The sequence below is a fragment of the Lysinibacillus parviboronicapiens genome (genome assembly GCF_003049575.1).
GTDB lineage: Bacteria > Bacillota > Bacilli > Bacillales_A > Planococcaceae > Lysinibacillus > Lysinibacillus parviboronicapiens.
The window spans coordinates 33,111-46,531 of record NZ_PYWI01000004.1 but is presented as its reverse complement, the minus strand read 5'-3'; the positions used below and the strand labels follow the sequence as shown (position 1 = coordinate 46,531).

Annotated in this window: 15 protein-coding genes and 1 pseudogene; 12 read left to right on the top strand and 4 right to left on the bottom strand. The window is 38.8% G+C overall.

What is annotated here, in order from left to right:
* Window positions 1–218 precede the first annotated feature (218 nt).
* Window positions 219–551, top strand: a complete 333-nt coding sequence (locus tag C9J35_RS05690) for a DUF3139 domain-containing protein (protein ID WP_054769959.1) — start codon at window positions 219–221, stop codon at window positions 549–551.
* Between the two features lie 250 nt (window positions 552–801).
* Here the strand turns inward: C9J35_RS05690 and C9J35_RS05680 are convergent, their stop codons facing one another.
* Entirely contained in the window at window positions 802–1,668 is an 867-nt protein-coding gene (locus C9J35_RS05680; RefSeq protein ID WP_107923751.1) for a pentapeptide repeat-containing protein, read from the bottom strand.
* 684 nt (window positions 1,669–2,352) lie between these two features.
* Here C9J35_RS05680 and C9J35_RS05675 point away from each other — a divergent pair.
* From C9J35_RS05675 to C9J35_RS05640, 8 genes are all read left to right on the top strand, one after another.
* Window positions 2,353–2,646, top strand: coding sequence for a PadR family transcriptional regulator (locus tag C9J35_RS05675; protein WP_054768485.1), 294 nt, complete (start codon window positions 2,353–2,355; stop codon window positions 2,644–2,646).
* A gap of 5 nt (window positions 2,647–2,651) precedes the next feature.
* Window positions 2,652–3,749, top strand: a complete 1,098-nt coding sequence (locus C9J35_RS05670; protein ID WP_235616216.1) for a DUF2812 domain-containing protein — start codon at window positions 2,652–2,654, stop codon at window positions 3,747–3,749.
* A 29-nt stretch (window positions 3,750–3,778) separates the two neighbouring features.
* Window positions 3,779–4,636 carry a patatin-like phospholipase family protein gene (locus C9J35_RS05665; protein WP_107923748.1) on the top strand — a complete coding sequence of 286 codons (858 nt, stop codon included), beginning with the start codon at window positions 3,779–3,781 and terminating at the stop codon, window positions 4,634–4,636.
* Window positions 4,637–4,795: 159 nt separating this feature from the next.
* Window positions 4,796–5,575, top strand: coding sequence for a hypothetical protein (locus C9J35_RS05660; protein ID WP_107923747.1), 780 nt, complete (start codon window positions 4,796–4,798; stop codon window positions 5,573–5,575).
* Window positions 5,572–5,928: a GntR family transcriptional regulator gene (locus C9J35_RS05655; RefSeq protein ID WP_107923746.1), complete on the top strand. Its 357-nt coding sequence runs from the start codon at window positions 5,572–5,574 to the stop codon at window positions 5,926–5,928. The genes C9J35_RS05660 and C9J35_RS05655 overlap by 4 nt, the downstream gene beginning before the upstream one ends.
* Before the next feature lie 10 nt (window positions 5,929–5,938).
* Entirely contained in the window at window positions 5,939–6,634 is a 696-nt protein-coding gene (locus C9J35_RS05650) for an ATP-binding cassette domain-containing protein (RefSeq protein WP_107923745.1), read from the top strand.
* Window positions 6,635–6,639: 5 nt separating this feature from the next.
* Window positions 6,640–7,560, top strand: a complete 921-nt coding sequence (locus C9J35_RS05645) for an ABC transporter ATP-binding protein (RefSeq protein ID WP_107923744.1) — start codon at window positions 6,640–6,642, stop codon at window positions 7,558–7,560.
* Window positions 7,538–8,476: an ABC transporter permease gene (locus tag C9J35_RS05640; protein WP_107923743.1), complete on the top strand. Its 939-nt coding sequence runs from the start codon at window positions 7,538–7,540 to the stop codon at window positions 8,474–8,476. Before C9J35_RS05645 ends, C9J35_RS05640 begins: the two co-directional genes overlap by 23 nt.
* 139 nt (window positions 8,477–8,615) lie before the next feature.
* On the opposite strand, the gene C9J35_RS05635 is transcribed toward C9J35_RS05640, so the two are convergent.
* The gene (locus C9J35_RS05635) at window positions 8,616–8,819 is read right to left on the bottom strand and encodes a DUF6366 family protein (protein ID WP_107923865.1); all 204 of its coding nucleotides are present in this window, start codon (window positions 8,817–8,819) and stop codon (window positions 8,616–8,618) included.
* A 209-nt stretch (window positions 8,820–9,028) separates the two neighbouring features.
* A complete protein-coding gene (locus C9J35_RS05630) occupies window positions 9,029–9,796 on the bottom strand; it encodes a sporulation protein (protein ID WP_107923742.1) in 768 nt (255 codons plus the stop codon).
* Between the two features lie 110 nt (window positions 9,797–9,906).
* Between C9J35_RS05630 and C9J35_RS05625 the strand changes: the two genes are divergently transcribed.
* From C9J35_RS05625 to C9J35_RS05615, 3 genes and pseudogenes are all read left to right on the top strand, one after another.
* Window positions 9,907–10,173, top strand: a complete 267-nt coding sequence (locus C9J35_RS05625) for a LysR family transcriptional regulator (protein WP_107923741.1) — start codon at window positions 9,907–9,909, stop codon at window positions 10,171–10,173.
* Window positions 10,137–10,697, top strand: a pseudogene (locus C9J35_RS05620) (cytochrome c biogenesis CcdA family protein); the annotation flags it as partial. The gene C9J35_RS05625 and the pseudogene C9J35_RS05620, both read left to right, overlap by 37 nt.
* 359 nt (window positions 10,698–11,056) lie before the next feature.
* Entirely contained in the window at window positions 11,057–11,380 is a 324-nt protein-coding gene (locus C9J35_RS05615) for a YnfA family protein (protein WP_107923740.1), read from the top strand.
* A 547-nt stretch (window positions 11,381–11,927) separates the two neighbouring features.
* Here C9J35_RS05615 and nhaC read toward each other — a convergent pair.
* A complete protein-coding gene (nhaC, locus tag C9J35_RS05610) occupies window positions 11,928–13,310 on the bottom strand; it encodes a Na+/H+ antiporter NhaC (RefSeq protein WP_107923739.1) in 1,383 nt (460 codons plus the stop codon).
* Between the last annotated feature and the right edge of the window lie 111 nt (window positions 13,311–13,421).

Sequence of the window (13,421 nt, the reverse complement as noted above, 5' to 3'; positions counted from 1 at the left end):
AAGGCTTTGTTTGATGGAACTGCCACTTCACGACTTTCCTATTTTTCAAGCTTGAGCGAAAAGAAGGTACAGACTGTATAAACGAACTTTACGATACTATAAGGCAATTAATAGCGTAATAAATATTTTGGGGATAATTGTCAAAATGAAAGCTATAATGAGAAAATGGAAAAATTTTTTTATCAATCATTGAGCAGAACTTGATGAGGGAATGTAAAATGAAAAAGTTTTTGACTGTTGCGTTAGTCATTGCGTTACTAGCTCCATTTTGTACAGTACAAATCAACAAGCAACTGTATGCTAAACGAATCGAAAACTATTTGATAGAGGATATGTCTTATCGGAAGGAAGCAATACAATCTATTGAATGTAAATGGCACTTTGCAGGTCTTCCAAGTTATTGGCTAAACGTTGTTTTTGCGGATGAACCAAATGTCGTCTATCTTTATTTTGCTCATAATAAAGACCGTGTAGGGCAATTTGAGCATTACACAATTGATGGCACGACTCTTACGACAGAACAATTAAAACACTTTAAGCCTTATGAATAAATTTGGGTTATTAGAAATGAAAGCGTATTTGAGCATGAAAGCTTGAATACGCTTATTGATTAATAGCTGTGAAAAATGCATTTAGGTTGAAGCGATGTTTACCCCGCACGAACAGTTAGTAAGACGCTCACCTCAAGTGGGAAGGTGAACATTAAGTAGGTGGTCGATGTACTGATCGTAAAAGCCCAATTGCTCCAACTACCAATCAGTGGGGCCAAAGAAAATCCCTACTGATTGAAGTTTCACTTCACTAGTCGTTCCAATGAGAGGGTCGCTTCAAATGACCGGGCAATATTGTTTTGCTATTGCCTTTAGCAGAGTTAATTTGCATTTGCGTAAGAAACATACTAGTAGATAAGTTTGCACCGCTTAACTCGGCATCTCGTAAATCTGCACCAATAAAATCGACGCCTCGTAAATCCGCATTTTGCAAATTCGCGGCAATTAGATAGGCTCCTCGAAGGTCAGTCGCTGCCAAATTTTTGCCCTTGAGGTTTTTCCCAACCCAATCGACCCCTCTATAATTGTATTTTCGCTTATTTTTAGCTTCACAAGCCTTAGCCATTACGCCAAGCCGTATTTGTTCACTTGTTGCTAAAAGCAATGCATTGACGGGCATTCGGTATTTCATAATATCAATGGCTAACAGTGTATCCGCATCTTGCCTTATTAGTTGCTGTAGTTGCGCTAATTGGCTGTTTAGTTTTTCAGACAAGGAACTTGATACCTCATAAGACAATGCCTCTGCCAAATACGCAATCATTTCATATAACTGTTCCATAATTGGAAATACACGAAACATTTTTGCGGCAACTTGCGGGTTTTTTCGCCAGTCTTGTCCACCAAATGTCGTTTGAGAAACCATTTGTCCAGCGCCTAAACAATCAAATACGGTACAACCCTTAAAGCCTTTTTCTCTTAGACTACTGTGAATGTGACAGCTATAATCTGCCTGCAAATTTTGGCAAGGTGTGCCCGCTGCCTTATTCATGGCAAAATCACTAGATGCTACAATATTGAGCGCCGTGCAACAAAGGCCAAAGCAGTTCTGACAATCTGCTTGTAAGCTCTCTCTCATCTTTTTCGCTGTGTTACCTTTAATTTTTTCGCCAAACATAATTGTTTCCCCTCTTAACGAATAACTGAAAATAGAATTCTATTTTTATTTTACATGATTTTTATTAAAATAACTTAACTTAATGCTGTCAAAAATGAAATTTATCCCGCAATAACGGTCAGTAAGACAACCACCTTCAAGTAGAAAGATGAGAACGAATCAACTAGGTGGTCGATCAACTGACCGTAAAAGCCCGATTGGTTCAACTAACAATCAGTGGGGATGAAGAAAACCTCCACTGATTGAAGTTTCACTTTATCCCGCATTAACGGTCAGTAAGACAACCACCTTCAAGTAGAAAGATGAGAACGAATCAACTAGGTGGTCGATCAACTGACCGTAAAAGCCCGATTGGTTCAACTAACAATCAGTGGGGATGAAGAAAACCCCCACTGATTGAAGTTTCACTTTATCCCGCATTAACGGTCAGTAAGACAACCACCTTCAAGTAGAAAGATGAGAACGAGTCAACTAGGTGGTCGAACAACTGACCGTAAAAGCCCGATTGGTTCAACTAACAATCAGTGGGAGATGAAGAAAACCCCCACTGATTGAAGTTTCACTTTATGCCAATATTTAATTTGAACTAATATGTCGCGATGTGATATAGTCGAGATACGATATAGTCACAGTGTGACATATGGAGGTGAACAATTGGAAAAGTTATTAAAAAAATATGTACCGATGACTGAAACCGCATTTTATATATTATTATCGCTTACTGAGCCTCATCATGGGTATGGCATTATCAAACGCGTAGAAGAATTAACGAACGGTCGTATAAAGCTTGGCTCGGGCACCATATACGGTACGCTAACTAAAATGCAACAGGACGCAATGATTTCAGTCTTTGCGGATGAACGCAGAAAAACCATCTATGAAGTAACGACAATTGGCAAGCAAGTAATGCAGGCTGAAATGAATCGTTTAAAGGAAGTACATGCGCATGTATTACGCTTTGAGGAGGATTTTAGGTGAAGAGGATGAAATGGCTGTGGAGCTATCGAATCGATAAAACTGAAAAATGGCTAACAGATATGGCGAGTAAGGGCTATCATTTATGTGATTTTAATGCGGTGACACGTATGTTTACCTTTGAAGAGGGGGAACCAAGTGCAGTAGCATATGCGATTCGTTTGGATAAAAATATGTTGCCCAATGCTTTGAGACAGGCGGGATGGCAGGTAGTGACGTCTTCGAGTCGATGGCAATTTATGAAAAATGAGCAAATGACAGAGGCTCCTGTCTATCCATCTCGGGAAACCATTGTAAAACGAGCTAGACTGCATACGTATTTATTTATCCTAATAGGCATATTTTTTGTAACAGCACAGTTGAATATAATTTTAATAACGGCAATCATGTCGAACGTGATTGGCGGTATAAGCTGGTGGTCGATTGCGATACCTCTTGCTATTATTACACTTTTCATTAGCTTATCAATTTATGTGTACAGGGCATACCGAAAGTTTGAAAAACAAGAAATGGATATGACTGTTCCTGACATAGGCAGCGGGCGAAAGGTGCGGAAAATGAAACTTGGCTGGATGTATTTGCCGCTGCAAACGAAGGCATGGCTCGAGGAACAAGCACGACTTGGATTAGAGTTAGAACGTGTGACTGCAGCTATTTTTACATTTCGTGAAACGGGAAGCAAATGCATTGCTTATGAAGTTAGCTTTGAGCCAAAGGTTGATAGTAGCTTCTTTACCATCCATAAGGAAATGGGCTGGCAGTTAAAGTTTACATCCAACATCACGTGGCTCCATTATTCGATTTGGGCAATGCCATATGAAAATGGAGAGAATACACCGGCATTGACCTATGATCCTAAAGAGAAGATTCGTGGTATGAAAAAAGCATTATATATGAGTGCAGGCATTGGGGGATATTTGCTCCTAGTTCTTGGTTTTTCTTTATATACGAATTTTTATAGAATGACAGAGTCCTTTTTTGAATGGTCGATTGACGGTGTATTACGTGTGCTGTTGATTTTATGTGTGGCATTGTGGGTAACAATACTTTCCAGAGCAATAATTGGCTATTTCAAAGAATTGAAAATGATCAAAGCAGGACTGTAAATAGGGAATATAGAGGAAAGAGTGATGGGATGCTACAGGTCAATGTGGAGAATGCGAGTTTAATATTAGAGGGAGGTACGTTTCGCACGTTGTTTACATCGGGCGTTCTAGATGCCTTTTTAGAGCATGACATTATGATGCCTTATGTCGTAGCAATTTCGGCAGGCGCCATCAATGCATGCTCTTATGTATCACAGCAAAAGGAACGTTCCTTACGTGTATTGATGGATTATCGTCATGATAAGCGTTATATGGGCTTGAAAAATTTTCTTAAAGAGAAGAGCCTATTCGGCTTAGATTTTGCTTATAATGTGATTCCGAATCAGTTAGATATTTTTGATTGGGATACGTACCAGCAATATAAGGGGAAATTACTTTTTGGTGTAACGAATGCAACGACGGGGCAAGTAGAGTATATGGATGCTCGAGAAATGGATCGACAATGTATGATGTTACGTGCTACATGTGCCATTCCTATCCTATTTCCGGAAATAAAACTAAATGATACTGCCTATTATGATGGTGGGTTAGCTGAACCTATACCGATTCAGCATGGCATTGAGAGAGGCTTTGACAAACATGTGCTTGTGTTAACGCGACCAAAGGGTTATCGAAAAAAGCTAGATAGGCAAAGCAAGTGGGCAATGCGATTACTTGCGAAGCGTTACCCGAGTTTAGTGAAAAGTATGGAAAAACGGGCCGATCATTATAATGCATCGTTGGCGTATTGTGAGCAGCTAGAGGAGGAAGGTAGGGCATTTATATTCCGTCCTACTGAAGCATTAAATAGCTTTGAGAAGGATACAACACAAATGCATTCCAATTATGAAATGGGTTATGCACAAGCCTTGCAGCAAATGGCAGCACTCAAGCAATTTTTAAAATAACAGTTGCCATGAACTAACAGCAAGTGATTATTATAGTAAAAGGATGAAGGAAGAGCACTGTTCTTGACAGCCTCTTCCTTGTTCCTTTCTTTGGCTATTGCAAATTATTTCGTCATAGTGTAATATGTGTCTAGTACACTATGACACGAGGTGTTTTCATTGAAAAAATTTTCAGGTCTGATGAAGAAGGAATGGGTACTTTATAGAGGGAGGCTTTTTTTCACAATCATTGGAGGACTTGCGCTTTCGCTCATAGTTCCCTATTTATTGCTACGTTTTGGAGACGGTTTTACAACGGCGCATCAACAATTATTCTTTCTCTTCACAATACTTGTATTAATGCTGGGTAACTTTTATGCCGTATTACAGTTTTTCACGAGTATGCGTTTTGATTTAAAGGCGAAAGAAATGTGGCTCCATTCAACGAGTTCCATAGCGCAACTGGTTGGTGTGAAAATTATTTTCACATTAATCGGGTATGCAATATTCAATCTACTCTTTACGTCGCTCGCGCTTTATTTTGTAAGAGAAAATTATGTGGCAACTTTTGGACAAATACTATTATTCCTGTTGCTGATTGTAGCAATGATCGTGATGTTCCAATTTATGTTATTTGTGATGCTCCTACTGTTCTTAGCTTTTTATCTACAAATGAAGCGCTTTATAGGTCGTTTTGCTATTGCCATTGCCACACCTGCCTTTTTCTTCATTATGGATGGATGGTTCCGATTTACAGAGAGTAAATATTATGATAAAATTTTCCAATTCGGTGAAATTCCAATTGGTAGGTTGGAGCGATATTTACCAAAAGCTGAAGTGCCAACCATGCAAATTGAACTTGGTTCGTTGTACTTTGTTGAAGAATTGTTTTTTATCATCGTACTTGTACTCCTTTTTATCGTCGCAACAAAATGGCTTGAGAAGGTGATATTACGATGACATTAGATTTTTCGCGTGACAAACCAATTTATAGTCAGCTCGTAGATCGCATATGTGGCGATATTCTGAAAGGGAAGCTATTACTTGGGGACCGACTGCCTTCTGTTCGAGAATATGCGGTGGAAACGGGCGTGAATGTCAATACCGTACAACGTGTGTATAAGGAGTTGGAAGCGATGGATTTAACGGAAACTAAACGCGGTCAGGGGACATTTATTACAACCAATGAAGAGCGAATAGTAGAACTACGAGAAGATATGAAAAATTTATTAGCACAAAATTTTTTGACTTCCATTGAAGCACTTGGGTTTTCAAGGGAAGAAATGCTCGTTGTTTTACACAAGAAATCGTGAGGTGAAATAAATGTTACAGTTATCCAATGTTTCTTTCCGTTATTTAAAAAAGCCTATTATTCAAGACGTGACTTTTTCTTTTCCTACGGGGCAAATCATCGGACTTGTTGGTGAAAATGGCAGTGGAAAATCGACGTTATTGAAAGTTTTGACAGGCTTGTTGCTGCCATCGAGTGGGGAAGTACTGTTGAATGGGCAATCTGTTACGCGTAGAAGTGCTGGTCAGATTGCGTATTTGCCAGACACCGATTTGTTTTTTGATTTTTATACGGGCGAGCAGCTATTTCAGCACTACGCCTCGCAGTTTGAAGATTTTTCCTACGATAAGGCCTGTATCGTTGCACAATTTTTGCATGTTGATATGGATACCAAGTTAAGGAATTTATCAAAAGGTAACCGAGGACGAATGAAAATGGCGGCAACGCTTGGCCGAGAGGTGCCGTATTATGTGATGGATGAACCATTCGCGGGTCTTGACCCAATTGTTCGTGAAGAGTTAATCAAAGGGCTGATCCAATTTACAGATATTGAACACCAAACCATTATTTTATCGACTCATGAGGTATACGAAGTTGAACCAATTTTAGATCAAATCATCCTTTTGCAAAATGGCGCTATACTTGCGCATGATGAAGTGGAGACTATTCGAGATGTGACAAATAATGATGCTCTACAATGGATGAAAACGTACTATAGGAAAGGGTGAAATCCATGCAACAACCAATTGTCCAACTACAAAACTTATCAAAAACCATAAAAGGTAAGCAATTGATTCACAATTTAAATATCGATTTATATCCAGGGCAGATTACTGGATTTTTAGGACCAAACGGAGCAGGGAAGACGACAACGATTCGGATGATGACCGGACTCATGCATCCATCAGAAGGAAAAGTCATTATCGACGGCCAATCTTTACAAGAGCATTATGAAGAAGCTATTAGTAAGGTTGGCGTCATTGTAGAAAATCCCGAAATGTATAAATATATGACGGGTTATAAAAACTTACTGCATTTTGCACGAATGCATAAAAACGTGTCAAAAGCGCGTATTGATGAAGTCGTAACACAAGTCGGATTAGAAAACCGCATTCATGAAAAAGTATCGACGTATTCACTTGGGATGCGTCAACGTCTGGGCTTAGCTCAGGCACTTTTACACCGACCAAAATTCTTAATATTAGATGAGCCGACAAATGGCCTTGATCCTGCAGGGATTCGAGAGTTTCGTATGTATTTACGTAAAATTGCAACGGAAGATGGCGTGTCTGTTTTTGTATCGAGCCATTTACTGTCAGAAATTGAGCTCATGTGTGATCGCGTAGCCGTTATTCAAAATGGGCAATTAATTGACATACGTGAAATAAAAAATGATACAGCTTCATTTTATTATATTGAGGCAACACCGAGTGAACAGGTTACAGCACAGTTACAAAAACTGGACCTCAGCTTTACGGTTGACAATAATGGTGTCGTAGTGGAAATAAAGAAAGAAGACATTCCTAACCTTATGACACAGTTCGTAAATGAAGGTATTCAGCTATTTGCTGTACAACCACATCAAAAAACATTAGAAGATCAATTCTTGGAAATGACAGGAGGTGGGCAAATTGTTGAAGCTAATTCAAAATGAATGGATGAAATTATGGCATAAAAAAGGAACTTGGGCGATGGTCGCGCTGTTAATCGTTGTGATTATTGGACCAGGTATCATGATGAAGTATTATGAATCAAAGACTGCAGAAGACTTGTCATGGCAAGAAAATGAACAACAAACGATTACAAATTATAAAGAGTCACTAACAAATGAAGAACTTACTGTAGAAGATAAAAAATATTTCGAAGAGCAAATTGCCCTTGCTGAATATCGTTTAGCAAATGATGTACCAAATCAAACGGAAGGAAGCCTCGAAAGTTTTATGTCATTTACTAGCAGTATGCTGACTTTAGTGACATTATTTACAGTGATTACGGCAGCGAGTATCGTATCGAATGAGTTCTCAACAGGTACGATTAAAATGTTGTTAACACGTCCGATGACTCGCGCAAAAATATTAACCTCTAAATTAGTTACTACTTTCCTATTTGGACTATTTTTATTCCTAGTGAATGTCATTGTCAGTGCAATTGTAGGATTCGTACTATTTGGTGTAGCAACGGGCACGGAGTTAGAAATGGTGAATGGTCAAATTGTTGAAAAGGCAGTATGGGGCGATTTAGCTTATCATTATTTACTGTCTGCGGGTGACTTTGTCATGTCTACATTGTTTGCCTTCTTAATTGGCTCTGTCTTCCGTTCAAGCTCATTAGCAATCGGCTTAACAATGTTTTTATCATTTACGGGGACAATGATTGTCATGTTCTTAAGTAAATATGAAATTGTCAAATATGTGTGGTTAACACATTCGAATTTAACGCAGTATGAAACTGGTGGTTTAATGATTGAAGGTATCACAATGCCATTCTCTCTTACTATACTCGCTATCTACGCAGTGATTTTCCTTGCGATTAGCTACGTATCCTTTATGAAACGTGATATAACAGCTTAAAAAAGATGCAGTATGAAAAATTTCGATTTTCATACTGCGTTTTTTAATCATAAAAAACAACGCGCTAACAAAACTAGCATCTTCGACACAACGTGCATTTTTTGTTTATTAAAAATGAAAATTCTGTAAATTTAAACTGCTATTCATTAAAAATAATTTTGTATATTAGGTATCCAAAAAATAACACTAAAATTAATATCCCTATATCTTTCACATTCATACCTGTTAAATTACCACTATTTCCACTATTAAAGGCATCGTTTAGTGAACCACTAGGATTATTTTTTAACTCCTTTTGTTTTAACCGTTCTCTTTTTTCTGCTGGTGTTTCTTTTGAATCCATGTCATCACCTCCAGTTTGCATTTATGCTTTCCTTAATTATATTCTACTTCATTCTAGCCCCATATTACGTACATCGTTTCTCAACAACCGTAAGAAAAAAAGAAAGATATATATAAAATGTAAATCTTTCTTCTGTCGTATAAATAAAATATTGATATGAATTAACTTGTTAAATCTTAGGCTCACTACGGATAAAAACAGCTGTAAGTTTATAGATGTTTCATAATGATTTGTTGTAGATTTGCTTGTATATTTGGTAAGTCCTGTGTTGTAATGGTCGTTCTTACATAGCTTTCATCCATATCCAATGCTTCAGCAAATAAACTACCTAGCCCTTTAGCTTTTCGGTCAATTTGCAATAATAGCTCGACTGAATAATCAGATTGTGCAAGAAATACAAGCTCAAGTTCATCAAGATGGCGTCGGTAGCTACCAGTCGGTACAAATTCAAACTCCTGTACGAATGGAAACTTTCTACGCAAGCGAGTCGAAGCCTGTTCACATTCTGCTTCACGTAAACGGAAGCCAAGGCCACTTACGGCATCGAGCACACTTTCAGCAAGCTTGGTTGGCTGAACACGAATATAGTCTTTGTCATTCGGGTCAACAGCATTTTTAATATCGAGCCCTGTCTGAACCCATACTTGTGTTTTACCAGCCGTAATCGGCGTATCAATCGGTAGTGTCAATGAAATAGGAAACACTTTATGTTCGCCAGCAGCTATTGTAAATGGTTCTGTTACTTTTATTTTTTGAATAGCGGCCACGTCTGTATACTTCTTATCGTTCGCTTCTCGTAAATAAGTAGTATGAACTGAGACATAGATGGCATCAATTTGCTGTTCGACATGCCCACCACGTACCATGATTTCCCCGTGCATGACTTTGCCCGCTCTGTATGTAGCCTTCTCTAATTTCGTATCAACCGTTGCTGCTCCAATACCGATACTTGCAAGTGCTTTGTTGAATAAAGACATGTGAATTCCTCCTATAGCATTTAGATAGCTATTTATACGCACGATTTTAGAAAAGGTTTCAAGCCGCTCAAAAATTTCGTTATAATGGGAAAAAACAAAAGAGGCATACTATGGAAACAGAGTGGTTACGGACTTTCATAAAAACAGAGAATTTTCGCGAGGTAGCAGAAAAATGCTTTGTCATGCAATCAACAGTTACGAAGCATATACAGCATCTAGAGAAGGCCTTGCAGACACAACTTTTTGATCGGCATGGCAAGCAAGTGAAGTTAAATAGCGTAGGGGCCCATTTTTTAACGCACGCGGAAAACATCAATTACAAGGTGACAATAAAAAGTCAAAACGGATCGTGCTACATACAATATTTTTCCTTTTAGGATTTTCAATTATATTTATTTTTTAGGCTACAGCTCGTCAGTTGTCGGATGGTTCTTCTTTCAATATCAAAATTTACTACGCCAAGTGGGTACAATATTAATTGTCATTTTCGGTTTGATGATTATTGTTGTAATCTCACCAAAATTCTTGATGAATGACAGGAAGAATACAGTTTAACAATCGACCAACAGGCTATATTGGTTCTTTCTTCATTGGACTTGCATTTGCGGCAGGGTGGACGCCGTGTACTGGCCCCATCACAGGTGCCGTGTTTATGATGGCATCACAAAATCCAAATGTAGGAAGGCTCTATATGCTTGCGTTCGTTTTAGGGTTTGCCATTCCATTTTTCCTGCTATCACAAGTTGTTACGAAAGTTGCATGGCTTCGAAAATACAGCCATAAGATAACAAAAATCGGTGGCTATATAATGATCGCGCTTGGGCTCCTGCTCTTTTTCGATGGTTTGACCTATATTATTATGTGGCTAAGCCCTTTCTTTAATGGATTTTCAGGTTTTTAATTTAGGGGGATAGTGGACGAAATATTAGTTTTGGCACGTGGTCACAAAAGTAGATCGTTTGTATTCATGTCAACTAACGTATGCTATGTGCAAGGGATGGTTGATTTAGTGCTTTCCTGTTGTCTTTGATTGAAACTGCCTTATAAAGGTTGAAAAAATATTAACAAAAGAATTTCGCGTTATTTCTGTGGTTCACCTACAGGAAAGGGCGGGATTTTTTTGCGTCAAATCTTATGGCAATCGCCGCTTTTTTGCAAAACGCCATCTTGATTGCAATGCTCAGGACTACAACTGGTTTAAAAATGCTACAATTTGTTTGTAATGAACAACACAAAATTTTATATAGGAAGTGTCAAAAAATGACTTATGCAATCATCTTATTTATAGTAGCAGGCATTGGAGAAATAGGAGGGGGCTATTTAATTTGGCTGTGGTTAAGAGAAGGTAAACCTTTTTACTGGGGAGTATTAGGCGGTGTGGCTTTAGCATTATATGGCGTGGTGGCTACATTTCAGTCTTTCCCAACCTTTGGAAGAGTTTATGCAGCCTATGGTGGCGTTTTCATTGTACTTTCTATTTTATGGGGATGGGGCATTGATGGGAAAAAACCTGATGTCTTGGATTGGGTTGGCGCAGGGATATGCTTAGTTGGCGTGATGGTCATATTATTTCCACGTGCATAAATCCAGAGATTACGGGCTTACAAGACCAGTTCAGCAAGTAACCTCCCTTGTTTCTAATGACATAAATTGCTGTGCGAAAGCCAACCAAGACCCCCAGGCACAAATAGCCGTGGGGGTTGCTTGTTACTGGCGGAAAAATCCTTGGGAATGGATAATTCTACTGTTGTTTATAGGCTATAAATCGTAAACGCCAGTAATCAATCATCCATTGACCATCATGATAATAGTTTGGCTTTAATATTTCCTGACATTTTGTATAGACTCGTTCTTTGTCATTGGCCGATAAATGCTGCAGTATATTATTGCTAAACATGACTAACCAATTGCGTAAGCCATCTTCGCCTTGAAGTGGCGTTGGACGCTCATATAATGTGATGACTTAATGAGCCTGAAATTATGAAGAATTAGCGTTGCACCCGATAACACCAAATCAAATGTTAGTCAGTGGAATATATTGACAAGATATTTTATAAAATGGATGGGAGATCACTAGGGAAACGGGATAGACAAGAAAATAGGTAGCTGAAGTATTCCTCAGCTACCACTGTTATTTTTCTAGTTTTGTTAATGTTTTGCCACTCCAGCCGAATGCCACTGTTAGAATCGGACCGAGTAAACAGAAGAAGGTGAAAGGTAAGTAACTTGTCGTTGGTATATCTAGCACGCTGGCGATGAAAATCCCACACACACTCCAAGGTACGAGCGGATTGACAACAGTACCAGCATCCTCCATCACACGGGAGAGGTTTTTTGGTGCAAGGCCAACCTTCGCAAACTGCGATTTAAAGGCCTCACCAGTAAGTAAAATGGACAAATACTGTTCCCCAATTAATGTATTGATACCTATTCCTGTAATTGCAGCACCTGTAATGACGGAGCCTGCACTTTTAAATAAGCTTTCAACTTTTCCTAAAATGCTTTGAATAATGCCGAGTGTGAACAGTAATCCACCCATAGTTAAGGCTAGTAATACTAACGCGATGGTAAATAACATACTATTCATACCGCCACGAGTAAGTAATGCATCTACTTCTTTATTGCCTGTTTCAGATACATAGCCTTCAAAAAGCATGTTGAAGACATTCGTAAGGGCAAGTGGTTCTTGTATGTAGGCAAGTCCAACACCAACCATCGATACGACAGCAAGTGTAATGAGCGCAGGCGCTTTATAAAATGTCATGATAACAAGAACAACAATAGGTAATAACGTATACCAATGAATATGCCCCGTTGACAGCAAGCCATTTTTAAAATGTTCAACTGTTTCAAAGGAAGTATCTGCTCCAGATGGCGATAAAATGGCGTACAGCACGAATGAAATGATGAAGGCAGGAATCGTCGTCCAGCCCATATTTTTTATATGCTCGAAAAGGTCTACACCAACCGTACCTGATGCTAGATTTGTTGTATCAGATAGGGGAGACATTTTATCACCGAAAAAAGCACCTGAAACAATGGCACCTGCCGTAATTGCTAGTGAAATATCCATTGCACCTGCAATCCCCATAAAAGCCACTCCGACAGTTGCGACTGTTGTTAACGAGCTACCAACAGAAATGCCGACGATGCTACAAATAAGAAAAACGATGGCAAAGAAAAAGCTTGGTGAAACTGTTAGAAAGCCGTAGTAGATGAGCGTTGGAATTGTGCCACCCATAATCCAACTCGAAATTAAAATGCCAATGAAGAAGAAAATAAACACTGCGCCTAGTCCGGCACTTGCACCAGCTATCATCCCAGCTTCGAGCTCACGAAACGGCACTTTTTTCATTAGTCCATATGCGATTAAAATTGAAATGACAAGGACAATTGGAATATGAGGTGTTGCTTGAAAAACCCCAATGCTAATAGCCATAGCGGCAATAATTAATAGTATAATGAAGCCTGCCTCCAAAAATCGAGGGTTACTTTTTGCTTCAATTCGAAACATGCTAATCCTCCTAATAAATACTTCTGCGCTTCAATGCGGTGAAGCCCAAAAGTATTATAGCACGCTAATAAATATTGTCAATTGATTGAAAATTCTGTCATAAAGTGATGG